The sequence below is a fragment of the Singulisphaera acidiphila DSM 18658 genome (genome assembly GCF_000242455.2).
In the GTDB taxonomy this organism is placed as follows: Bacteria; Planctomycetota; Planctomycetia; order Isosphaerales; family Isosphaeraceae; genus Singulisphaera; species Singulisphaera acidiphila.
Genome location: NC_019892.1, coordinates 2,473,462 through 2,494,102, shown reverse-complemented (window position 1 = coordinate 2,494,102; position 20,641 = coordinate 2,473,462). Strand labels below are relative to the sequence as shown.

Annotated in this window: 28 protein-coding genes and 1 pseudogene; 1 reads left to right on the top strand and 28 read right to left on the bottom strand. The window is 59.6% G+C overall.

From position 1 onward, the window contains the following. Positions 1-11: 11 nt before the first annotated feature. The 23 genes from SINAC_RS09900 to SINAC_RS09790 all read right to left on the bottom strand — a co-directional run bounded on the left by SINAC_RS09900 (position 12) and on the right by SINAC_RS09790 (position 13,636). Complete coding sequence (locus tag SINAC_RS09900) at positions 12-755, bottom strand: HAD-IIB family hydrolase (RefSeq protein ID WP_015245531.1); 744 nt, start codon at positions 753-755, stop codon at positions 12-14. Between the two features lie 57 nt (positions 756-812). After that, positions 813-1,802, bottom strand: a complete 990-nt coding sequence (locus SINAC_RS09895; RefSeq protein ID WP_015245530.1) for a type I phosphomannose isomerase catalytic subunit — start codon at positions 1,800-1,802, stop codon at positions 813-815. Between the two features lie 47 nt (positions 1,803-1,849). Continuing rightward, entirely contained in the window at positions 1,850-2,686 is an 837-nt protein-coding gene (locus SINAC_RS09890; protein ID WP_015245529.1) for a polyphosphate kinase 2 family protein, read from the bottom strand. Then, the gene (locus tag SINAC_RS09885) at positions 2,683-3,033 is read right to left on the bottom strand and encodes an ion channel (RefSeq protein WP_020465583.1); all 351 of its coding nucleotides are present in this window, start codon (positions 3,031-3,033) and stop codon (positions 2,683-2,685) included. Before SINAC_RS09885 ends, SINAC_RS09890 begins: the two co-directional genes overlap by 4 nt. Before the next feature lie 84 nt (positions 3,034-3,117). Further along, positions 3,118-3,474: a hypothetical protein gene (locus tag SINAC_RS09880; RefSeq protein WP_020465584.1), complete on the bottom strand. Its 357-nt coding sequence runs from the start codon at positions 3,472-3,474 to the stop codon at positions 3,118-3,120. A gap of 45 nt (positions 3,475-3,519) precedes the next feature. Next, on the bottom strand, positions 3,520-3,855 hold the full coding sequence (locus SINAC_RS09875) for a hypothetical protein (RefSeq protein ID WP_020465585.1): 336 nt from the start codon (positions 3,853-3,855) through the stop codon (positions 3,520-3,522). A gap of 156 nt (positions 3,856-4,011) precedes the next feature. Continuing rightward, positions 4,012-4,260 carry a DUF2934 domain-containing protein gene (locus tag SINAC_RS09870; RefSeq protein WP_015245527.1) on the bottom strand — a complete coding sequence of 83 codons (249 nt, stop codon included), beginning with the start codon at positions 4,258-4,260 and terminating at the stop codon, positions 4,012-4,014. Between the two features lie 372 nt (positions 4,261-4,632). After that, positions 4,633-5,265 carry a BON domain-containing protein gene (locus SINAC_RS09860; RefSeq protein WP_015245525.1) on the bottom strand — a complete coding sequence of 211 codons (633 nt, stop codon included), beginning with the start codon at positions 5,263-5,265 and terminating at the stop codon, positions 4,633-4,635. Between the two features lie 115 nt (positions 5,266-5,380). Further along, a complete protein-coding gene (locus SINAC_RS09855) occupies positions 5,381-5,614 on the bottom strand; it encodes a hypothetical protein (RefSeq protein ID WP_015245524.1) in 234 nt (77 codons plus the stop codon). 107 nt (positions 5,615-5,721) lie between these two features. Further along, a complete protein-coding gene (locus SINAC_RS09850) occupies positions 5,722-6,261 on the bottom strand; it encodes a general stress protein (protein WP_015245523.1) in 540 nt (179 codons plus the stop codon). A 78-nt stretch (positions 6,262-6,339) separates the two neighbouring features. Further along, complete coding sequence (locus tag SINAC_RS37935; protein ID WP_020465586.1) at positions 6,340-6,591, bottom strand: hypothetical protein; 252 nt, start codon at positions 6,589-6,591, stop codon at positions 6,340-6,342. Beyond that, complete coding sequence (locus SINAC_RS09845) at positions 6,515-7,561, bottom strand: glycosyltransferase (RefSeq protein ID WP_015245522.1); 1,047 nt, start codon at positions 7,559-7,561, stop codon at positions 6,515-6,517. Before SINAC_RS09845 ends, SINAC_RS37935 begins: the two co-directional genes overlap by 77 nt. 150 nt (positions 7,562-7,711) lie before the next feature. Next, entirely contained in the window at positions 7,712-8,467 is a 756-nt protein-coding gene (locus SINAC_RS09840) for a hypothetical protein (RefSeq protein ID WP_015245521.1), read from the bottom strand. A 110-nt stretch (positions 8,468-8,577) separates the two neighbouring features. Further along, positions 8,578-9,030: a general stress protein gene (locus tag SINAC_RS09835; protein ID WP_015245520.1), complete on the bottom strand. Its 453-nt coding sequence runs from the start codon at positions 9,028-9,030 to the stop codon at positions 8,578-8,580. A gap of 512 nt (positions 9,031-9,542) precedes the next feature. Continuing rightward, positions 9,543-9,887, bottom strand: a complete 345-nt coding sequence (locus SINAC_RS09825; RefSeq protein ID WP_015245519.1) for a SpoIIAA family protein — start codon at positions 9,885-9,887, stop codon at positions 9,543-9,545. Positions 9,888-9,921: 34 nt separating this feature from the next. After that, positions 9,922-10,368: a hypothetical protein gene (locus SINAC_RS40905; RefSeq protein WP_020465588.1), complete on the bottom strand. Its 447-nt coding sequence runs from the start codon at positions 10,366-10,368 to the stop codon at positions 9,922-9,924. Between the two features lie 87 nt (positions 10,369-10,455). Further along, entirely contained in the window at positions 10,456-11,385 is a 930-nt protein-coding gene (locus SINAC_RS09815) for a slipin family protein (protein ID WP_015245518.1), read from the bottom strand. Between the two features lie 3 nt (positions 11,386-11,388). Beyond that, positions 11,389-11,850 (bottom strand): DUF2294 domain-containing protein, encoded by a 462-nt coding sequence (locus SINAC_RS09810; RefSeq protein ID WP_015245517.1) that lies wholly within the window; start codon positions 11,848-11,850, stop codon positions 11,389-11,391. Positions 11,851-11,975: 125 nt separating this feature from the next. Then, positions 11,976-12,146 (bottom strand): DUF1328 domain-containing protein, encoded by a 171-nt coding sequence (locus tag SINAC_RS38695; protein ID WP_015245516.1) that lies wholly within the window; start codon positions 12,144-12,146, stop codon positions 11,976-11,978. A gap of 155 nt (positions 12,147-12,301) precedes the next feature. After that, positions 12,302-12,745, bottom strand: coding sequence for a hypothetical protein (locus SINAC_RS09800; protein WP_015245515.1), 444 nt, complete (start codon positions 12,743-12,745; stop codon positions 12,302-12,304). Between the two features lie 107 nt (positions 12,746-12,852). After that, positions 12,853-13,062, bottom strand: coding sequence for a hypothetical protein (locus tag SINAC_RS09795; RefSeq protein ID WP_015245514.1), 210 nt, complete (start codon positions 13,060-13,062; stop codon positions 12,853-12,855). A gap of 168 nt (positions 13,063-13,230) precedes the next feature. Continuing rightward, positions 13,231-13,389 (bottom strand): CsbD family protein, encoded by a 159-nt coding sequence (locus SINAC_RS38690; protein ID WP_015245513.1) that lies wholly within the window; start codon positions 13,387-13,389, stop codon positions 13,231-13,233. A gap of 22 nt (positions 13,390-13,411) precedes the next feature. Next, the gene (locus SINAC_RS09790) at positions 13,412-13,636 is read right to left on the bottom strand and encodes a hypothetical protein (protein ID WP_015245512.1); all 225 of its coding nucleotides are present in this window, start codon (positions 13,634-13,636) and stop codon (positions 13,412-13,414) included. Positions 13,637-13,915: 279 nt separating this feature from the next. Here SINAC_RS09790 and SINAC_RS09785 point away from each other — a divergent pair, with 279 nt between their 5' ends. Beyond that, complete coding sequence (locus SINAC_RS09785; RefSeq protein WP_020465590.1) at positions 13,916-14,371, top strand: DUF2294 domain-containing protein; 456 nt, start codon at positions 13,916-13,918, stop codon at positions 14,369-14,371. A 67-nt stretch (positions 14,372-14,438) separates the two neighbouring features. On the opposite strand, the pseudogene SINAC_RS42155 reads toward SINAC_RS09785, so the two are convergent. From SINAC_RS42155 to SINAC_RS09760, 5 genes and pseudogenes are all read right to left on the bottom strand, one after another. Continuing rightward, positions 14,439-15,643: pseudogene (locus SINAC_RS42155) on the bottom strand (ISL3 family transposase). 201 nt (positions 15,644-15,844) lie between these two features. Then, the gene (tnpC, locus tag SINAC_RS09775; protein WP_015245510.1) at positions 15,845-17,299 is read right to left on the bottom strand and encodes an IS66 family transposase; all 1,455 of its coding nucleotides are present in this window, start codon (positions 17,297-17,299) and stop codon (positions 15,845-15,847) included. A gap of 289 nt (positions 17,300-17,588) precedes the next feature. Next, positions 17,589-17,966, bottom strand: coding sequence for a DUF3526 domain-containing protein (locus tag SINAC_RS09770; protein ID WP_026011911.1), 378 nt, complete (start codon positions 17,964-17,966; stop codon positions 17,589-17,591). Continuing rightward, complete coding sequence (locus SINAC_RS09765; RefSeq protein ID WP_081598313.1) at positions 17,963-18,550, bottom strand: ABC transporter permease; 588 nt, start codon at positions 18,548-18,550, stop codon at positions 17,963-17,965. Before SINAC_RS09765 ends, SINAC_RS09770 begins: the two co-directional genes overlap by 4 nt. Beyond that, positions 18,547-20,628 carry a hypothetical protein gene (locus SINAC_RS09760; protein ID WP_157579421.1) on the bottom strand — a complete coding sequence of 694 codons (2,082 nt, stop codon included), beginning with the start codon at positions 20,626-20,628 and terminating at the stop codon, positions 18,547-18,549. The genes SINAC_RS09765 and SINAC_RS09760 overlap by 4 nt, the downstream gene beginning before the upstream one ends. Positions 20,629-20,641: the final 13 nt, after the last annotated feature.

The window sequence follows — 20,641 nt, the reverse complement described above, 5'->3', positions numbered from 1 at the left end:
GCTTGTCGGGTTCAACCTAAACATGCGATGATTGTTTCAATAACCCGTTTGGTCTCATGCGGGTCTCTGACCCGAATCGAGATGACGCCCGCTTGCTCTGCCGGATAGTCGTTGCCCCCCGGGAACAGAGCATCCCCGACGAAGATCATCTCCTGAATGGGGATGCCAAGAATGTCTCGAAGCTTTCTGATTCCGTAGGCTTTGTCAATTCCTTGCTTTGCGATGTCTATGGATGTAGATCCGCCAATGCGGACAGAGAGTTCGGGAATTAACGTGTCAAGGATGGCTTTCACCTTCTTCCGCTTCTTGAAATCAGGGTCCCATCTGACTTTCTCTTCAAGGGGAGCTTCCTGACCTAATGCGGAGAAGGTGATTTGACTTCCCCGGTCTTCTATCACTTCTCCCCAGACCTTTTCCGCCTTGAGGTCCGATTGCTCGATCGCCTTCTTCAGCGAATTGACAATCTTCTCTTTCTGGTCAGGACTAAAATACTCGGCGTAGAGCTGTTTCCAGCTCGTTTCGTACTTGAAAAACTGGGTTCCGCATGTAGGCAGGAGCGAGAGATTCTTCAAACGATTATAACAAGAAATGTGCGAAATAACTTGCTTTTGGAATTGGGGCCAATCTCCACCGGATATCACGGCAACCTTAATGTGAGACAGAAGTTGATTTAACAGCGTTGCCATCTCCGCATCAAGCGAAGACTTGCTCTGAGCCAGTGTTCCGTCCAGGTCAAAGACAACGAGAGCTTTCATGGCTGCTGTTTCCTTGGTCTTGGGCATGCTCAGCTTGCCGATCTTGTCCGGCGCAAACTATCCCGGAAGGGCGACTTCCAAGAGAATGACGGGAGTAGATGGCTGGTAAGAACATGTTCCGACCTCCGCCGGCAAGAGCACGACGTCGCCGCGAACGACGGGATAATCGTTTCCGCCGTGCGCCAGCCGTCCTTCGCCAGCGATGCCAACCAGCGTCCGCGGTGTGCCGTCCGAGCCGACTGTGAACGGCGTTTGTCCCGTATGCCGCCATACCGAAAAATGGTCGCAATGAAAGAGTCGCTCACGCCGTACCGGCACCGTCTCTTCAACCACCGGCGCCACCGGGCGGATCGCGACTTCCGAGAAATCGACGCAGGCCGTCGCTTGTGCGACCTGCAAAGGGCGCGGCTTGCCTGTCTTGGGATCAACGTGGTCCCAGTCGTACAGGCGAAACGTGACGTCGCTGTTTTCCTGCACTTCGAACACCACAAGGCCACCGAGGGAATGAACGGTCCCGGCGGGTAGGAAGACCGCATCGCCGACATTCGGCGTGAGGCTTGCCAGCAGGTCCGCCACGGCCCCCGTCGCGAGCGCGTGCTCCAGACCGTCTCGAGTCGTGCCCGGTTTCAGGCCCGCGTAGATTCGACTTGCCGGGGATGCCTCCAGCACGACCCACGCTTCGGTCTTGCCGCTCTTGCCCTCCGGGATATAGTCCCTTTGCCCATCCTTGGGATGCACTTGGACCGAGAGCTTCACGTGCACGTCGAGGAACTTGAGGAGCACGGGGAACCGTCGGAATTGGCCCGCCAGTCTTCCCAGCATAGGCTCCGGCGACTCCTCCAACAATTGCCGTAGGGTCGAACCTTTGAGCGGCCCGTCGGCGACCTTGCTGGGATGGTCGTCGCGATCGCTCAGCAGCCAAGCTTCGCCGATGGGTCCGTCGTCGGGCAACGGGGCCGTGAGCAGATCGGCCAGGCGCCGGCCGCCCCAGAGCCGGTACTGGTAAATCGGTTCGAATCGCAAAGGATACAGTTGTCGAGAACCCACGTCATGAATTTCCTTAAGGCACATTCACGCGAAGCGGCGGCTTTCGTTCAGGGACTGTGTTTCTTCGCGGAGTGGTACTCCTTGCGAATGTGCTCGATGTCCACGGAGGGCAGCGGGAACGTCATCTTTAGCGCTTCCAGGTGCTCCACGACGATCCGGGCCACCGCGAAGTTTCTGAACCACTTGTGGTCGGCCGGAATGATGAACCAAGGAGCGTGATCCGTACTGCAACGAGAGAGTGCGTCCTCGTAAGCGGCTGTGTAGTCGTCCCAGTAGATTCGCTCCGTATAATCGGCCTCGCTGATCTTCCATTGCTTGGCAGGGTCGTCGAGCCGGTCTTTGAAACGTTTCAGTTGCTCTTTTTTGGACATGTGCAAGTAGAACTTAAGGATATGGGTGTCGTCCTCGACGAGCCCGCTCTCGAACGCATTGATTCGATCGTAGCGGCGGGACCAGATCTCTTTTGGGACCAGATTATGAACGCGGGCGATCAGGACGTCCTCGTAATGTGAACGGTTGAAAATGGTCACTCCACCCCGGGCGGGCACGGCGCGATGGATTCGCCACAGGAAATCGTGTGCCAACTCCTCGGCGGAAGGCTGCTTAAATCCCACCACTTTGCAGCCTTGTGGATTCATCGAACCCAGGATGTGACTGATCGTCCCGTCCTTGCCGCCCGCGTCGAGCGCTTGCAGGCAGATCAAGAGCGATCGCCGCCCATCGGCATAAAGCAGCTCTTGCAGTTCCCTCAATTTCTGCCGGTAGTGCTCGATGTCCTTGGCAGCCTCCTTGTGGCTCTCGTGATGGTTTGTAAAGCCCGGGTCGATGTCTACGAGTTTAACAGTAGTGCCGTGCGGCACTTTGAAGCGTTCCACGTAATTCACTTTGTACCTCCTGCTGATTTCCAGTGATGATCGTCGGCCCCTACGGAAGTTTGCTCGGCCTTCTCCCGATGGTGGAATTCGAATCCGTGGAGCATCCGGTGCAAGACCGGAGTCAGAAGCACGCCAATGACGGCGGCGAACAAGATCACGCCAAGAAGTGCATAAACGACGGTGAATAGCTTGCTTCCTGGGGTGCGCAGAGCGTGAACCGGACCGTTTCCGGTCATGACCAACGCGGCATTGAGACTGGCATCGAGCCAATCAAGCCCGTCCAGTGCGCGGTAGCCGATCGCCCCCAACGCCAAGGCAACTCCATCGACAAACACGGCAGTGAGCACGATTGACATCATCCGCGCAGCAAACCGACGTCGAGACAAAAGAGGGCGATAAGCAAGTCCAACCATGATTCGTCAACTCCGGTCCCAAACACTCTAAGCCTCTTGAGGCATGTTGGGTTTTGTCGCGATCAATCGCTGGATCTTCGACATCTTGCCGATCACAAAGAGGACGTTCGACACATTCTCTTCCACTCCTCGACCTCCCATCGTTTGCATGCGGAGGTCGCCAGACCCGAAGCCAATAATCCAGTGGCGGAAGAGGTCGTCTTGCCATTTCACCAAGATCATGTTGTCTGTGTCGTAACTCTTATCCACGATGCCCCCAAGATATTCAGGGGTGACCTGCCCCGGCCGGAACCTCCAGAAGCTGAGGTGGTCGACGAAAAAGACCGTGAAGAACCAGACCGCCAGAAGCGCCGTGGAGGAAAACAGGTAGAAGCCACGGTCCATATAAGCGTATTCTCGTGCGATTGAAATGATGATTTCTCAACACAATCACAGGTAGGCGAACAGTAACGCGACAAAACTCAGGCCAACGATGATGAGCGCCGCCCTCATGCCGCGAACGTTGGTACTCGTGATCACGATCAGAAGGAACAAAAGTAAGGTGTAGACCACCCCCAGGTCTCGACTTGGGTGAAACAACTCCGGCCTGTTGCCGATCATCACCTGGTCATGGTGTTGCCAGGTCAGCAAAGCCATGATGTAGCCCGTCACCCAGAGAGGCCACCAGTAGAACACCGCGGAATGCCCATAGACGATCACCTGGAGGACTTCTGCCCGTTCGTGATGGCCAGAATGATTGGGGGAGGGCTGAGTATCAGTGGACATCGGAAGGATCTCCTTGATGTCTTGGACATTCCAGTCTCCGGAAGAACCCTGGATGGACCGATTGGGCTTGATCACGAATTTCTACCCCCCCCAGGGCAGACCGCATGCCATTCCCAGATTCGCCGTCCTGGGGCCTACATTTGATCTTTATCTTACTCATCGATCTCTGGCGTGAGTTGCCATGATCTCCTTCTCGGCCTCGGACCAAAACCGCTCCCTGGCCACATCCCCGTCCGGCTTCCCAGCCTGTTCCCACAGTTCGTAGGCGCGAACCTGAATCAATCGGGATCGCTCCTCGTCGATGACTTTCTGCCTGGACGGAGCGGGCTTCTCAGCAGGTCCCTCTCTCGTCTCGGTGTTGCTCGAGTGGTCCGAGCGATGGTCTCGGCGTGTTTTTGTGGACATTGGGTTTCCTTTTCTCAAAGAGATTTCCCGGAATATCTCCGTGGTTCCCTGTTACACACCAACGGCGGCCGATTCGCCATGGACCGTCGTTGAATTCGCCCCATTCCGATCACGAAGGAATTTGCGAGTTTCACTTCCTGAGGCGTTCCGTGGGCCATCAAGAGGAGCTTGCCGTTCTTCAACTGAGTTTCTCTTTGCCAAGCAAGATCAAGCCCATGCCGAACTGGAGGAGAGACGCGTTGCATCGCTCGATGTTCAGGCGGCCGCAAGATGTGACCACCCGGATGAACCCGTTCCCCCTACGCGAGAGAGACGGCGGCGAAAACGCCGCTGTCGCCGCTCATCTCGAGCACGGGGGGACGGATTAGACCGTCACACGCGAACGATCTCGATGTTGTTCCCTACGGAGTTGACACCGGGGGCGCTCCAGGCGGCCATCCCGGCCTCGTCCTTCTCGTTCCAGGACCCGACATTGCCGGAAAGCGTTACCGTACTGCCGTTAGTCTCGACGTTCACATGCCCAGCGTCAACCTCGGCGCTACGCACCAGCGCCTTCTCGATCGCTTCTTTGATGGCAGTCGGCTGGGCCTTCGGCTTCAAGCTGATCTCGTTCGTGACTCCCTTCACTCCAGGCAAGAAGCACACCGAGTCGTAGGCGGCGGAGCGCTGATATTCCCAGTTCACCTGGCCTTTCAGTGTGACCCAGCCCTGGGACACGATGGCCTGGATGTCATTCGGCCCCCAGACGTGCCACTTAAGGGAAGTGAGGGCCGTCTCGGCGTCGGTCTGGGTATGAATCCCTTCGAGCTTGACCGTGATTTCTTGGGCAATGACCTTGACGCCCTGAACCTTCTCGACGGCCCATTTCTCGGTGTAGGTTCCTACCGTGCCGTTCAGCGTCACCACCCCGTTCGCGGCCGAAACGCCGATCTGGGCTGCTGTGGCACATGGCTCCCATTTGATCTCATCCATGACGTCCTTCTGCAGTTGCGCATCTGTCTTCATCGTCGACTCCGCTCGGTAAACTTCGTGGCAGCATCCCCGGATGACGCATCCGGTTCGTACTTCGTTTGCTGCATATCGAAAGAGCGGGCCATCCGATTGCTCGTCCGCCCGACGGTCACACGGCACCCGTTGGCAAACCAACGGGGGGCGAGGCATGGACCTTTCCGAGCACCTCGGACGCGAACGGGACGGTCGTGACGGCGCCAACCAGGAGGAGCGTCCACCCGACGGCCTTGCGTTGGCTCTCGGGCAGGCGGTCCGGCAGCAGAAGGCCGAGCCCCATGCCGAGCGCCGCCCGTGTGCCGACGAGCAGCGTGAGTTCAGGCAGGGTCAGTGAAAGGTATCTCATCGCGGTGATGTCCCTGAGTTTAGTTTTCAAAACTTAATATTTAAACATGTTGCTGTTTATACGAATGGTGAGTAGCCGGAACCTCCCATCAGACGGACCATGTTGCGTCAAGGGTCGACGGTAGCCACTTGTTCGCCATGGATCGTCGACGAATTCGCCTCAGTCTGATCCATGAGATCCTTGGCGCGTTTCACTTCGTCGGCCGTTCCGTGGGCGACCAGGAGGAGCTTGCCGTTCTTCACCTGGGTCTCGTATTGCAGGACACTGTTCTTCGGGATGCCGATGCTGTACAGACCTGCTCCAAGTGCGGTGAGTCCCCCCGTCGTGACGGCGCCTTCGAGCGCGGCGACGACCCACATGACGAGCGGCCCCGCCACAAGCACCTGACCGATGCCAGGCACCCAGAAGAACGCGGAGCCGAACAGCAATCCCCAGAAGCCGCCCCAGAAGGCCCCCAACTTGCCCCAGTATTTCATGCGGTCGCCAGTGTTGTAGTAGCCGACGACGTTCTCTTCCGTGTGGTAATCCTTACCGACGATCGACAGCTTCTTCATGTCAAAGCCGTCCTTCTGAAGCTCGCGGATGGCGTCTTCGGCCCGGTCGTGGGAGTCGAAGGTCGCGACGACGGAGTTCTTGACAGAATTCATCGAGTTCCTCATTGGTGAACGGTGGTGAAATTATCCACGGGTGACGAGTGAAACGAGCTTCGGACCACTCCGGCCTCCCTAGTTGAGGAGGCTGAGCTGTCCTCGGTGAATCGGTGCCACCGTGGCCTTCTGGGATCGGTCGTCCCGTTTCCCTTGACTGGCCCGGACAACACGGTTGAAGAGATCGAGGTACTGGCGGCCGACATTCGGCCAGAACATCGGTGTGGCGTAGGCGTAGGCCTTGCGCCGAGTTTCAAGCAGGAAGGCGTCGTCGCTCAGGAATCGTAGCGTCGCTTCGGCCAGGGCACTGCTGTCGGCGAACGGCACCATGAGGCCCCTTCCTTCGGCCAAAACCTCCTCGGCGAATAAGTAAGGCGTGCTCACCACAGCCCCCCGCCGCGAGGGCATAAGCCAAAGTCCCGCTGGCGATTTGGTCCTTCCCGGGATACGGGGTGACATACACGTCGCACGCCTGCAAGTGTTCCAGCACCTCGGGAAGGCTGAGATATCGGTTCACGAACCGCACGTGCGAGCCCACGCCCAGCGCTTCGGCCGTCGCGGTCAGGCTTTCGCGGTAAACCTCTCCCTCATGGCGCTTGACCAGCGGGTGGGTGGCTCCCACGATCGAGTAAATGACCTCCGGGCAACAGGCGACGATATTGGGCATGGCTTCGATCATGAACTCCAGGCCCTTGCCGCGATTGATGAGGCCGAAGGTGCAGATGACCCGACGGCCGGTGAGTCCAAGCCGCGCCTTGCGGGCCTCGTCGCGTTCATAAGGAACCTCTGGCACCCCGTGGGGAATTACGTGGGCACGCGAAGTCGACACACCGTACACGGTGGCCAAGAGCCGTTCGCCAAGGTGTGTCATCACCACGATACCCTGGCTCTGAGTCGCCAAGTTCCGAATCAAGCGCCGGGGCAAGGAAGCCGGCTGAGACATCAGAGTATGAAACGTAGTGACGATGGGCTTGCGACATCTCCGTACAAAGTCCATGACGTCCAAGCCCCACTCGCCGGGATACAGGCCGAACTCGTGCTGCAAACTGACCACGTCAAATGGGCCGTCATTGGCCACATCAGCGAGCAGGCGGTAGGCGTCCTGACGGCCGTTATCGATGACGTGGACCACGCGCGGGTCGTCGTAATCGAGCTTGCCTGCCTTCTGGATGGCCGCGAACGAAGACACCGCTTTTTTCGCCGCCCAATCCACCGCATCAGCCGAATCCTTGGCAAATGTTGCCAGCCCGCATTCTTCCGGCGGATAGGTCGATACAAACAGGGGGCGAATGGCGTTCATGACGAACCCTCCTAAGATTGCTTCCTACCCGTGGATGAATCGGTTTGAATCTCAAAATCGCACATTTGCATACAGATGGGTGGAGTCAGCGGTCCAAAAACCAACCGCTCACCCAGCCTGGAATTGGCTGAGTGAGCGGGTTCATCGAGACTATTTGCTCGATTTCAGCTTTGCGGCGAGCTTCTCGAGCTCGGTCGTGAGCGTGGTCAAATTCGACTCCAGCTTGCTCTTCTCGAACACGATCGTGTCATCCCAGTAGCCGTAGGGCGCGTATGTGTCATAGAGCTCGGCGGTTTCACTACCGTACTCGAGGTTTGCGGATTGAGCGGCGCTGCGAAGAAGGTCCGTGGCCGCCATCAAGTGTCTCCCCGCCGTTTTTAAATCGCCTTCAGCCAGCGCTCTGCCGGACTTGAAATGGTGGTAATTGGCAAGCGCCGCCGATGCGTGTGCGAATGCGGCATCGAGCTGCCTCGCCAAAACCGGCTTACCGCTCTTCAGCCTTGCCGAAAAATCCATCAAGTCCGCTTGGGCGGTGGCAAGATCTTCGGCCGTCGTTTTGTTGGCGTGACACTCTGCGTACTTCAGCCAGGAGATTGCCTTGTCGATCTCGGCGCTCGCGGACTTCTCCTCCTTCGCACGATAGTGCTCGCGGGCGTTGTGCAGCGAGATCGAGAAGTCGTAAAGGAACGGGTTCCACCACTCTTCCTCAATGACAACCCATCCGGGCGACGCTTTAGGTTTCTCTCCCTTGGCGACGGTCTTCTTCTTGCCGTCGACCACCTGTCCCTGCGATGCCTTAGGCTTCTCGTCCTTCGCATCGGTCTTCTTCTTGGTGTCGTCGGCGCACACCAGCGACGCCATGCCAGCGACCAACAGGATCGCGACTGCAAAGCTGGTCTTCTTCATCTGATTCTCCCCTTCGAAGAAAGTGCGGGTTTACGCGTCAACGGCAACCCGTTCGAGATGAACTATCGTTGAATTCGCATGCGACTGATCCAAGAGATCCCTGGCTCGTTTCACCTCGTCGGGCGTTCCGTGGGCGACCAAGAGAAGTTTCCCGTTCTTGACCTCGGTCTCGTATGCAGGACGCTCTGCTTCGGAATGCCGATGCTGTACAGCCCGGCGCCGAGGGCGCTAAGGCCACCGAACACGGCTGCCTCTTCGAGCGCGCCCACGATCCACATAACGAGCGGCCCCGCCACGAGTACCTGACCGATGCCCGGCACCCAGAAGAACGCAGAGCCCAACAGTAAACCCCAGAAGCCTCCCCAGAAGGCTCCCAGCTTGCCCCAGTACAGCATGCGGTCGCCGGCAGTGTAGTAGCCGACGACGTTCTCTTCCGTGTGGTAATCCTTACCGACGATCGACAGCTTCTTCATGTCGAAGCCGTCCTTCTGAAGTTCGCGGATGGCGTCCTCGGCCTGATCATGCGACTCGAAGATCGCGACGACGGAGTTCGCGTTGGACATCTTGTGGTTCCTCCAGTTAGATCTCGTTGCAGAATGAATGAAATCACGAAAGCTGCGACTTGCGCTCAGCGCTCGTTTCGGCCGGCGATTTCGAGTTCGTTCCTGATGATCGCATGACCGAATACTCGTCAGACCGCTTCCTGGGCGAGTTGCTTCTGGTGGTAGCTGGCCACGCGACCTTCAAGGGTCACAACACTGTCCCCAATGGAGACTCCGAAGTCGTTCAAGGCCGAATAGCCGGTTCACCTCAGTTCTTGTAGCAGAGGCTCGGTGAGGCAAGTGCACTCGGGCTCTTGCGCCGGATGTAGCGCCGGACACGGCTCGGAATCGTCCTCCCGATCACCTTTCGGACAAAACTGAAGCGGCATTCGTGGATATTCTGTCAGAGAAGCTCTTGTCGTCGCGACGGCCGAGGGCACCATTCGATCAATTTGGTTTCGATTGCGACTCCTTGCTTCGTTTTCTGGTGTCCATGCAGCATTATTTGTATTGAATAAATATATATTTTATAATTATAATGTGATTACATAAATGCACACGGTGGTCACGTCGGCCTTGCTCTCATCGAAGTCGCGGAGCTTGGCGGTGGTGAACGGCTTGCAGAAGACTGCCATACCCGCTTCCCACCGATTCTCGCCTATCAGAGCCAACCGCTCGATGTCAGCGAAATGGTGGAGTTCGAACTTGATATCCTCCCACGCAGCTCCAATTGTCCTGTCGTGGAAGCCGTGCATCCGAACCTTGCTGTGGGCCTTGACCGTTCGCTCTACCTCCGGGATGAAGTTCGCATAGTCTTCCCTCGTGAGCTTGCCGCTCAAGTTCAGGATCAGAATCTTGCTGTCTGCTTCCTCCTCCATTTAATGAATTCGATACATCTTTTTGTAATTGTTTTTATGAAGTCCGCATAACATCAAGGCGCGCAGATTCTTGCGATTCGCCTGGAGATTGCTGGATTGGGGAGCACTCGAGAAGCGAACAGCAAAACATTCCCCGGATTAACGTTCCCGTCGTGGTGTCACTTTGGGAGGCGAGCGCCTCAAGTTCCGCCAGGCGCGATGTGGGTAGGAGCAGCGTCACTTCGACAATTCCAAAACCGTCGGGTGGCGAGTCAATTCGAAGACCGCCCAAAATGCGGTGGACGTCAGAACGATTGCACCCACCGGCGATGTGGAGATCGATCGCAAGGCGGATGATCTGCCCGATTGTCCGTCCTTCGGACCTGGCTTTTTGAGCCAACGCGGCCAATTGTCCGTCGAGGAGAATCAAAGGGAGCTCGACGCACAATTCTGACGGATGAAGTCGTCCGAATTTCGTCGATATATCGCAGGTCAAGATCATGGTTGCCAATCCTGTTGTGCTGCTTTGACTTGTCCTGTGCCGGTTTGGCACACCGATCGGCTCATTCAACACCGGGTTAATTGCGATTTACAGAGGCACCCCTGAGGCCGACATCTCCGAAGAAAGGGATCCCCTCGCCGTTGCGGCTGTTACCTCGACTCCGTAGGTCGTCCCGGATTGGGCCGCGGTCTTGACCTCCGAGCATGAGTCCTCAGATCGCCCATTCTTGGACGCGACGGCACTCGAGTCATCCTGGCCGCTTCCCAGAAACGGTCGCAACAGTTCGATGGGTAATGGGAAGATGATCGTGGAATTCCGCTCTGAGGCGACCTCCGTGAGAGTCTGGAGATAGCGCATTTGCATCGCCATGGGATAAGGCGCCATAATCTGGGCGGCTTGCCGGAGTTTGTCCGCGGCCTGGAACTCTCCTTCGGCGTTGATGATCTTGGCGCGTCGGTCGCGTTCGGCCTCCGCTTGATGGGCCATGGACCGCTTCATTGGCTCAGGGAGGTCCACGTCCTTGACCTCAACGACGGAGACTTTCACTCCCCACGGCTCGGTGTGCCCATCAATGATCTCTTGCAGGCGGCGGTTCACCTTGTCCCGCTCCGTCAGAAGGTCATCGAGTTCCGCTTGCCCCAGTGTGCTGCGCAATGTCGTCAACGCCACCTGGGAGGTTGCGAACAAGAAATCGGCCACCTCCAGCACGGAGCGCATCGGGTCCACGACCCGGAAGTAGAGTACGGCATTAACACGGACCGAAACGTTGTCTCGGGTAATGACGTCCTGAGGCTCGATGACTTTTGTAATAGTCCGCAGGTCAACCCGCATCATGCGATCGACCGGCCAGAAGACCAGGATCAGTCCCGGTCCCTTGGGCTTGGGCATGGCCCTACCCAGTCGGAAGACCACACCACGCTCGTATTCATTCAGGACACGGATGCATGTCAACAGGTACATGCCGAGCAGCGCCAGAGCGAATCCCAATGCAAGTGCCGCAATCTCGATCATTCCCATGATTCAAGCTCCCGCTGAAAGGACGTCAGGCGTTTTCTCATTCGAATCAGGGATCTCCACTGGTCGAACCCCACTCCAGGTTTCCGTGGGAGAGCCACCGTCCATTAAGAACACCTGCACTACGGTGCCGGTCGTGAACGCCTGCACAATCGCACCGCTCGCTGGTTCGACTTCCGCGGTCGCCTCACGCACGACGATGCCGGTGATGCGCTTGATCTCCTGCCGAAGCGCGTCGGAATCGCTGGCGAACAGTTGCCGGTGGAACTCCTGAACCTGGGCGGCGCCCTCCGGAGTTTTGGCCAGGGCTTTTTCGGCTGGAGACAAAGCCCCATAGAGCGTGACCACCAGTGTGTCTTCACTCATGACCACGGTCACCGCACGGGGCGCGTGGCCCGTTCTCCGCTCCTGAAACTTGCTCGCGGCCTCGGCCACTTGCTGAGCAACGGTTGGTTTTGGCGTGACCATGGAATTTGTCCTTGCTTGTAGGACCGTTGTCGGATCAACCTGGAACCGAGCGACAAGGCCGGATCTACACATTCGTGGATTGTATGATCGTCATGGTGGAGTCAGTTCCAGGTCTCACTGGAGGATCAGAGAATCGCCCGTCGCCTTCCGCCGAAGATCAGCGAGACCACCAACATGACAACGAAGACGACCAGCAAGACCTTGGCGATCCAGGCGAGCGTGCCGCTGAGCGCCACGAAGCCGAGGACGCCGGCTAGCAGGGCGAGTACCGCGAAGACGATCGCGTAGTACAACATGAGACCGCTTCCTTTCTCGGACGGTTAGAGATTACGACGTCGGGGAGGAGGACCATGGCCGCCGCAACACGAGGAGACACGAGGCGGAAACGGGAATAAGTCATCATCGCGTGCAAGGAAGCCGACGCGTCTCCGATTCCGCTCGCTTCCTCTCGTTACTTCTTGGCCACGTCGATCTTGAAGTCGATGGTCGCGTCGGCACCCTTCGCGGGGTGTCCAGCCACCTTGACGGTGAAGTCACCCAGAGTCGCGTCGTCTGCGGCCTTGAACGTGAGTTTCACCTCTTTATCCCCGCTCTTGATGACGGGACTGGCGGGATCGACGGTCACGCCCTTCGGCCCTTCCGCGACCTTGAGCGCGACATCCTGGTCGAAGTTCTTGCCTCTCTCGATGCCGATCTCGACGACTTTTGTCTCTCCCTGGTGCAGTGTGGTCGACATCCGAGGCGCGCTCAGATTGAAAGTGTTGTCGGCTTCCCCGTAGAGCGGCGGCTTGTGGGGCGGGGTGGTGGTGACTCCCTGGCCCCCAGGAGTGCCCTGACTGCAACCGGCAAGGGCAACCAACGCGACCGACAGAAAATCAATCAATGGATTCTTCATGGGTCTTTCCCTTTTTCGAGTTGGTTCTCCCCGCACCGGAGAGCGACAGATCGCCAAGAATGGCTTCCGGTGGAGGAGATGGAACGCGAGTTACTGACGCGACAGCCTCACTTGGTCGAATGCTGGTGCGCAGTGGTGGCGGCCTTATGAGCGTGTTCGCCGTGCTCGTGAGCGGCCTCGTCATGCTGCTTGGCCGCTTCGTGCTCGCCTACGTTGTGATGGTGGGCCGCCTCCAAGTGGTGGTGCGCGGCGGCCGCATGGTGCGTGGCGGCCTTGTGATGATGTTCGCACGCGGCGTGCTTCGTTGCGGTCGGCATCGTTCTCGTCTCCTTCGTGGTCATTGGGTTCTGGGTCGTTGCGGCCGTGGTCGTTACTGGAATCGGGTTGACCACGACCATCAAATCAATCAGTAGCTGCTGTTCCCAGCAGCCTCTGGGCGCTTACGGCTTCAGGGCCTTCGAGAACTCGTCGAGTTCTTTTTCCACCTAGTCCTTGGCGTAGCCGTACCTCTGCTGCAAGAGGCCGGCGAGTTGGTCGCGCCTGCCGGCGACGATCGTCAGATCGCTGTTGGTCAGCTTGCCCCGCTTCGCCTTCGCTTTGCCCGTGAACTGCTTCCAGTCGCCCGCGATCTGATCCCAGTTCATGATGAACCGCCTTGAGTGGACCTCATTGACCCTGTCGACCGGCTTGCTGGTTGCCCCGCCCGATATCAACCATTCGATCACGACTCGACGCCCTGGCCTTGCCGGCCTCGTTGCTCTCCTGGGTCTCGCGGACCTGCTCGGCGGCCGTCTCACGGGTCGGCACGGGTTTCCCCCCCTTGCCACCGCCGGCCTTGCGACGGAGTTGGCGAATGGCGTCCGAGAGCTTGTACTGGCCGAACCTCAGCATGACGGGTCTCCATTGCCAGTCCGCGGTTTCCTCGGAACGCGAAGTCTCGCATTCCCGATGGCCAAAAAAAAACCGACGTGCTCGATCGCCGTTGTCGGGCGTTCGAGCACGTCGGGTTACTGTATAATTGACCCCCCGGCTCGGCCGGGTTGTCCTTCATCAAGTCATCCAACGATTGCTATTCTCAGTCTTACGACTCATGGCGGCGAATACAAGCGAATTCTCTCGTCGAGTCTGGTATCATTGACTCCCGCCCGCGGCCGGCGAAACGATGACCCAATGCTCCGTCGCGATCTCTCCCCTACGGCTGCGCGGGTTTCCGGCGGGGGAGACAACCACGAGCACGAGGTCGTCATGAAAACACAGGGAGAGATCGAGGCCGCAATCTGCGAGGGGACGCGGCGGTTCGAGCAGGAATACATGGGGCGGGGCCCCAAGGACATCCACGCCCACTTGATCACGGATTGTCTTGTGGTCCGTCTTCAGGGCGTTTTGACTGCCGCCGAACAGCACCTCGTCAAGTCGCTCCCGGCCGAGAAAGGGAGGGACCTGCTCAAACAAGTACGCACCCATCTGATCGAAACGGCGCGGCCGCTCATGGAGGCGATGGTTCTGGAGGCCACCGGCGTTCAGGTGGTGAGCTTGCACCACGATATCAGCACTCTCACCGGGGAAGAGGTCTTTGTCTTCACCCTGGCGGAGTCGCCCCTCTTCCGCGAAACTAAGAAGAAATAAGGTTCATCCGGCGGACGCGCGCCGCTGTCATGTTGACGCAAGTTGATTTGTGGCAATGAACTGCCGATCATCCTACCAAGGCATACTTTGTCTCGTGGATCGCCAGGATCTTCAGCTTGAAGAACTCCTGGTCCCGGAACCCGTACGCCTGACGCTTCATCGTCTTGATCTTGTTGTTCGTCCCCTCCATCGGCCCACTTGTGATCATCGCGTTGTAGTACGCCAACAGCCCACTGCGATGGCCCGCCAGCGTCTTCGCCATCTGCTTCAGCATCTTGATCCCCAACGCCTCCGCTCGCTTGATCCAATCGTTCAGGAACGCCGTGGCGAACCGCTTACCCGGCTGTTTCCAGAACCGTCGCAGATCCTCCTTCATGTAGTAGGCCACGGCCAGCGACTTGTTCAACGCCAGCGCCTTCTCCAGCCGACCCTTCTCGTCTTTCTCCTCATCGAGGTTCTCCGGGTTCTTCAGGAGCAACCAACGCGTCCCCTTGAGCACCTCGTTGTGCATCACCTCGGTCATCTCCCGGTGCAGGTCGCGGCGGAGCTGGGAGAGCTTGTCGTTGTACAACTTGATGACATGGAAGTGGTCGAAGACGATCGTCGCTCCGGGCAGGTGGGCCGACACCGCCCCGCGGTAGGCCGCCGACATGTCCATCGCGACCGCCTCGATTTTGGCCTTGCTGGGCCGCCGCCGCTTCCAGAACGGCTTGAGCGCATCGGCCCCCTTGCCGTCGCCGACGAACACGACGGCCCCACTCTTCAGGTCCATGACGACGGTCATGGAGCGGTGCCCTTGGCGACGGCGATCTCGTCGATGGCGATCTGTCGCAGGTGCTTGAGCTTGGGCTTGGCATAGCGTCGGGACAGGTCGCGTTTCTGGATGTCCTTGATCGTGTCCCAGCTGACGTCCAGGTGCCGGGCCACATCCCGGATAGTCATCAACTCCAGCGCATATCGCTCAAAGGACGAGGTGGAGCTGCGCCGCGGGTCGGCGAAGGAGATCTTAACCTGGCGGACTACGCCACAGGCCTGGTATTCGACGCGCGGGATGGGCAGGACTACGAACGTGGGGCGGCTGCCGATGGGGACGGTTCGGAAGCGACGCTCGACTCGACCACGCGAATGAACCTGGGACGCCCCGCAGGCCGAGCAACGGCAGGTCTCGGGAGCTTGGTGGATCGTGAAGATCGTCTGGCCTCCCTGGTAGTCGGTGCGGGTGTACTCGTAGCCGCGAACGCCGAAGGCATGGTACAACAGACTGGTGGACATGCTGACCTCCCACTTTGGAGCCCTTTTACGCAACTCCAAGTGGAATCAGCATGTCCGCTCATTTCAACCCCCGCGCACGCTTCCGCCGGATGAACCTATTTTCCCTTTGGCTGCGAACTATCTGGAGGCTCGCTATTGTCAGTCGGCCGATCTCCAACGATCAAGCGACGTACTTCGCCGTATAAGGCTATTCGTAAGCCTTCAGCGGAACTCAGCGATGGGCACGGGCATGGGTGGCAACTCATCGGTGCGTAGGTAGGCGCGAATCGCCTCGGTTACGGCGGAGACGGGATTGTGGCCGCGTTGCTTCAGCGTGCGGAAGACGCTCATCAGAATCGCCTGAGTCTCGGCCCCGTCCTCGCTGCCGTTGGCGTAGCTGTTCTTCCTCGCGATTACGGCCGGGCGGATTTGACGCTCGCCGTGATTGTTGTCGAACGGGACTTCGGGATGGTCCAGGAATGTGAACAACTCGGACGCATGCCGCCGCAGTCGTTTGATCAAGCGGCGGGCGTGCTGGTGCTCCCAGGGTTGGGCCAGCAGTTCGCGCAACCTCCCGTCCAACCGCTGCCGGCGCGAGGTGAACGCCTTCGTGGAGAGTTCCTTCCGCCGCTTGCTCAGGCGGATCGAGTCGCGGATCAACCGCTTCAATTGCTGGGAAAACGCCGGCCAGTCGCCGCCGGGCTTGTGGTAATGTTGCGTCCGCTTCAGGTCGCGCAGCAGGTGCGGCAGACATTTCTGTTTCTGCTCGCAGACGACCGTGTTGTAGGCACCCCAAAAGTCGGTGACCAACACACCGGTGAATTCCTTCTTGAAGAACCGCTTCAACGCCGGACTGCCCCGCCGCCGGTCAATCATGTAATACGTGACGTCCTTCGAGGCGAAACACCACAACCAGTAGGTCGTGCCGTTGACTCGCCAACCGGTCTCGTCGGCGTGCAACACGGCGCTGTCGAGGGCTTGGGTCTGAATCTCGAGGTACCAGGCCCGAAGGATTTCCCGCAGCCGCCGCCACATCTGGATCAGGCCGCCGGAAGACAGCTTGAACTGGAGGTGGAAATTGAAGACGTCGATGATCTGGGCCAGCGTGGTCCCCAGCAGGTAGTGGAGCCAGGCCGAGAGGACCACGACACGGAGACCGATGGTCGAGCCGGACAAGGCGTCGGGGACAGTCGGTTCGACGGTGGTGCGGCAGTGCGGGCACCAGGAGCGATGGATCGTGTGCTCGGTGACCACCGGCGTAATGTCGACGGGGATGTCCTCGATGACGCGGGTCCGGGAACCACGGCAGGGTCGCACCGGCCCGTGACACTTGGGACAGGCCGAGAGGGTGTGCTCCTCCTGGCGATCGATCCGCGTCGGCGCGGGCCGATGCAGGCCGGGATGTCCCGGCCTGGCCCCTTTGGGTTTGGCCCGTCCCTTGGCGGGTGGCTTCGCGTAAGGCGGAGTCTGTCCCGAAGGCGCCGACGGGTCCGTACCGATCGGCACGCCGACCTTCTTTTCAGCCAGTTGCTTGGCCAAGTTCAGGAGCGCGAAGACGACCGCTTCCTGGCCCTGCTGAAAGATCAGCGTGGCTTGCTCGGCCGTCAGTTGCGGACCGAGAACAGTCAGCAGGGATGCCACATCAAGGGTGTCTGAACCCGTCGTTGCCATGGGCATAGTGAAATGGAGCGGTCCTCAGATTGCAAGACGAACTGAATTCGGCGGAAGGCTTACGGCTATTCCAATTCCAAGTGACATCATGACGAACAGCAAAGAAACTCAGGGGCAAGGACTCTGTCACGTCAGGCCGGTGCGAGATTGAAGTCGGAGACTACGATACATTGGGAACCGACATCGGTGGGCCACTTAACACATAATAATTTGCGAAAATGATAAGTTGCTGCTTTGATAGCATATTGTGTTCATATGTCGCAAATAACGACACCCGTCTACCGCACGAACCGTGTCAATCGACGACTCGAAAGCGACCCAGAGCCAAACCGGACAGCAACCCGACTGTCACCGCCGAGGCCAACAGACAGACCAAACCGCGGTCGACCCGGCGGGTGAGCGATGATATCGCCTCCTCGCGGAACTCGAAGTGGGGTAATTCTTGATAGTCGCTCAGCTTCATGATCTCGCCGCGGAAGGCTTTCGAGACGAAGTAGGCGTGCCATCGATCGTGAAACGCCTCGACCTGGCCCCGGAAGTCGAGGTTGCGGGTAAGCCCTGTTCCGGCAACGTCGTACAATGCTCCCTCGACAACGATCGCAGGTGAGAGCCACCCCAGGCTTTCGGCAAGGGCCCGCTGAGCCGCCAATTGGCGATCGAACCGAGCGGTCAAAGGTCCAGTTCCTTGGCCACCTCGTCGTGCCTGGTGTAGATCGTCACGACGGCTTTGCGCAGGCCTTCGAGAGCGCTCGCCGGGGCGAGCTCGGGGTGGTGGAAATATCGAGCTGCGATCTGTTCCTCACGCTTCTTGGCCTCGCCGGCCACCCGCCGGGTCGTCTCGATCCACTCGACTCGGGAGGGCATCGGGCAGGCTGCGGCAACCGCCAGGTTCATTGCGGCCGGGACGACCATGATCAGAGTCAACCAGAGACCGCCAGCACCGTGGCATTCGTCGCCGACGCGAAACCGAGGGCGTTGACGCCGACGGACGCCGCGCACCAGAAAGCACCAGTGAGCGACGACTACGGCCATCCATAAAATCAGTCTCACGACCACATCCCTATTCACCGGCCCCTCCACGCCGAACGATAGGGCCGCCATGACCACAGTGGCAATCAAGGCGAGCATGAATAGCCCACGCGTAGCGACTTTGCCCCAGATGAGCGTTCGCAACCGGACCGGCTGCGCGAGCACGAACGCCATGGTCCCTCTCTCCTTCTCGGAAGAGAGGAGGTTGTATGAAACGGCGAGAATCATGAGCGGATAGAGAGAGAGACGATGCCGAACGCCTGGTCGAACTTGCCGACCATCAAACTCAGCGGGTTGATGACTTCGGATTCGGTCCACAATTCATTTTTCGTCTTCCAAAACGTGACCGTCGCCACAAACGGATCGAGGTTGCCACGCCCGATGGCCAAGGCCGACATCCCAGCGGGAGGCAGCGAAATCCGAACGCCCTGGTCTCCGGCGGGCTGAGAAGCGGATGAACAGCAATGTGCCGTCGCCGTTCGTGACCGGCTCCTGGGGCACCTTGCGGAGCAGACCGGTGACGAGCGCCTCGGCGCCGGCCTCGTGACCATTGCGATCGACGTAGATCCCCGCAAACCCGGCCGCGACCAGCGCGTCAACCAGTTCGCCGGGGCGAAGCGGCTCTGCCACGCCTCGGTCTCGCGGCCACGCAGGGCTCCGTAACTCCAACGGAGCCGGCGCGAATGCAAATAGCCGCAGAAGTGGCTGTAGTCGTACATCTGGAAGTGGCGTCCGAACTCCGGTAACGAGTTGGGCGGGAGTTGGAAGATCATCGCGCCCGGCGGCAAACTCTTCTCGACCCGCGTTACGAATGCCCCGTCGTCGCGGAAGGCGCGGTAGTCCTTGGCATGGTCGGGCGTCAACCGCGACGGGATCTGGTCGAGGAGTCCCAGGGCCGTGACGCCCCAGAGTACTGCCAGCCACCCCCAGCGGGCCCGCCTCGACGAGGTGCCGCGGCCGGGTCGGTTCACAATCAACGCCAGCGCGAACAGCGAGAAAAAGGCGACGAAGACGCTGAGGCGGCTGTAACAGCGGATCTTGGTCGTGACGTACAGCGCGATCATCTCGCCGAACCCACTGATCAAGCCCAAAAGCAGCACCGCTAGGGTCAGTTTGCCGAGATCTCCCAGCGTGGGGCAGCGGCGGGTCGCGAGGCAGGGAGCGGCCAGCCCGCAGACCACCGCGACGAGTAGGCCGCAGGACCCGACCAGGCCCAGCGCCGGTGCAGTCTCGGCCTCGTTCGTCTCGTTGTACCGCCAGCTGAGGTCGGCCTCGGTGCGGGAGCGCTCGGGCTGCCACCCGGGGTTCAGCTCCTGCAGGCGGTGTCCGGGAACGGGCTTGAGCAGGTTCACGACGCGCAGGCCGTACTGGTAGTAGTTCTCGACGGGGCGCTTCGACGCCAGCGGGTTCACCCCCTCACGCAACTCGTAGGCCACGAAGGGCACGAGTCGCGCGGCGAAGAGACCGACCAACAACCCGGCCGCCACCACAGCATCGAGGCCCCGGTCCAACCCCGGCCGCCTCAGGACGCCAATCAATCCACTGGTCAGCAAAAAAAATGCGCCGAAGTACGCGTAATTCGGCCCCGACAGTGCCGCCAGGCCGCATGCGGCGAGCGTGGGCGCCGAGCGTCCCCACGACCAGAACCACCGGAGCCGCCCCGCGTCGTCACGGCGGAAGAGCACCGACTCCCCGGCACAGAGCCAGAGCGCGACCATCGCCAGAAGCGGAACCGCGCTGTAGTTCGATAAATGCGTGTGGGGCGGGCCGTGCCAGAAGTGGTATGGCAAGAACGCGAAGAGCAGGCTCGTAGCCACGGCCACCTGCCGCCCTACCCCGAACTGCCAGAGCACGAACAGAGCCGCCCAGGCCGCCATGAGGTACGTCGCCAGGTGGAGCAGGTTGCCTGCCAGAAACGGGTCGCCCGTCAGGGCCGTCAGCACCTTCACGCCCAGGAACAGGGCGTTCTCACAGTACGGGAAGTCGTACAGCTTCATCACCCCCGGGGCACCAAGCCAGGGGTTCTCCAGGTACCAGCCGTTGTCGGCGATCCCCTTGAACATCGCCAGATGGAACGTCACATCTCCGCTGACAGTGTAGTCCAGCGGAACCCGGACGTCAGCCCGGCCCAGATCGAGAGCCGCGACGAGGACCGCCACGCTGACCCGATAGGCGGGAATCGGCGCATTGAGGACGCCCTCCATCCGCGTGCCCTGGATCGCCCAGGCTGGTCTTGGCCGAGGATGCTTGCTGGCGACCGCCCTCGGCCTCGTAGGCGGCGGCCTCACGATCCTGGTGGTCGGCATGACCACTGTGTTC

Bases quoted from the DNA above. Each gene is read 5' to 3' on its own strand.
- tnpC (WP_015245510.1), bottom strand. From the start codon at position 17,299: ATGCCCATGGCAACGACGGGTTCAGACACCCTTGATGTGGCATCCCTG.
- SINAC_RS09815 (WP_015245518.1), bottom strand. From the start codon at position 11,385: ATGGGAATGATCGAGATTGCGGCACTTGCATTGGGATTCGCTCTGGCG.
- SINAC_RS09790 (WP_015245512.1), bottom strand. From the start codon at position 13,636: ATGCTGAGGTTCGGCCAGTACAAGCTCTCGGACGCCATTCGCCAACTC.
- SINAC_RS09855 (WP_015245524.1), bottom strand. From the start codon at position 5,614: ATGAGATACCTTTCACTGACCCTGCCTGAACTCACGCTGCTCGTCGGC.
- SINAC_RS09885 (WP_020465583.1), bottom strand. From the start codon at position 3,033: ATGTCAATCGTGCTCACTGCCGTGTTTGTCGATGGAGTTGCCTTGGCG.
- SINAC_RS09760 (WP_157579421.1), bottom strand. From the start codon at position 20,628: ATGCCGACCACCAGGATCGTGAGGCCGCCGCCTACGAGGCCGAGGGCG.
- SINAC_RS38690 (WP_015245513.1), bottom strand. From the start codon at position 13,389: ATGAACTGGGATCAGATCGCGGGCGACTGGAAGCAGTTCACGGGCAAA.
- SINAC_RS37935 (WP_020465586.1), bottom strand. From the start codon at position 6,591: ATGGTGCCGTTCGCCGACAGCAGTGCCCTGGCCGAAGCGACGCTACGA.
- SINAC_RS09875 (WP_020465585.1), bottom strand. From the start codon at position 3,855: ATGTCCACTGATACTCAGCCCTCCCCCAATCATTCTGGCCATCACGAA.
- SINAC_RS09765 (WP_081598313.1), bottom strand. From the start codon at position 18,550: ATGATTCTCGCCGTTTCATACAACCTCCTCTCTTCCGAGAAGGAGAGA.
- SINAC_RS09795 (WP_015245514.1), bottom strand. From the start codon at position 13,062: ATGCCGACCGCAACGAAGCACGCCGCGTGCGAACATCATCACAAGGCC.
- SINAC_RS09845 (WP_015245522.1), bottom strand. From the start codon at position 7,561: ATGAACGCCATTCGCCCCCTGTTTGTATCGACCTATCCGCCGGAAGAA.
- SINAC_RS09860 (WP_015245525.1), bottom strand. From the start codon at position 5,265: ATGAAGACAGATGCGCAACTGCAGAAGGACGTCATGGATGAGATCAAA.
- SINAC_RS40905 (WP_020465588.1), bottom strand. From the start codon at position 10,368: ATGATCTTGACCTGCGATATATCGACGAAATTCGGACGACTTCATCCG.
- SINAC_RS09835 (WP_015245520.1), bottom strand. From the start codon at position 9,030: ATGTCCAACGCGAACTCCGTCGTCGCGATCTTCGAGTCGCATGATCAG.
- SINAC_RS09840 (WP_015245521.1), bottom strand. From the start codon at position 8,467: ATGAAGAAGACCAGCTTTGCAGTCGCGATCCTGTTGGTCGCTGGCATG.
- SINAC_RS09850 (WP_015245523.1), bottom strand. From the start codon at position 6,261: ATGAATTCTGTCAAGAACTCCGTCGTCGCGACCTTCGACTCCCACGAC.
- SINAC_RS09880 (WP_020465584.1), bottom strand. From the start codon at position 3,474: ATGGACCGTGGCTTCTACCTGTTTTCCTCCACGGCGCTTCTGGCGGTC.
- SINAC_RS09900 (WP_015245531.1), bottom strand. From the start codon at position 755: ATGAAAGCTCTCGTTGTCTTTGACCTGGACGGAACACTGGCTCAGAGC.
- SINAC_RS09785 (WP_020465590.1), top strand. From the start codon at position 13,916: ATGCTCCGTCGCGATCTCTCCCCTACGGCTGCGCGGGTTTCCGGCGGG.
- SINAC_RS38695 (WP_015245516.1), bottom strand. From the start codon at position 12,146: ATGTTGTACTACGCGATCGTCTTCGCGGTACTCGCCCTGCTAGCCGGC.
- SINAC_RS09810 (WP_015245517.1), bottom strand. From the start codon at position 11,850: ATGGTCACGCCAAAACCAACCGTTGCTCAGCAAGTGGCCGAGGCCGCG.
- SINAC_RS09800 (WP_015245515.1), bottom strand. From the start codon at position 12,745: ATGAAGAATCCATTGATTGATTTTCTGTCGGTCGCGTTGGTTGCCCTT.
- SINAC_RS09870 (WP_015245527.1), bottom strand. From the start codon at position 4,260: ATGTCCACAAAAACACGCCGAGACCATCGCTCGGACCACTCGAGCAAC.
- SINAC_RS09825 (WP_015245519.1), bottom strand. From the start codon at position 9,887: ATGGAGGAGGAAGCAGACAGCAAGATTCTGATCCTGAACTTGAGCGGC.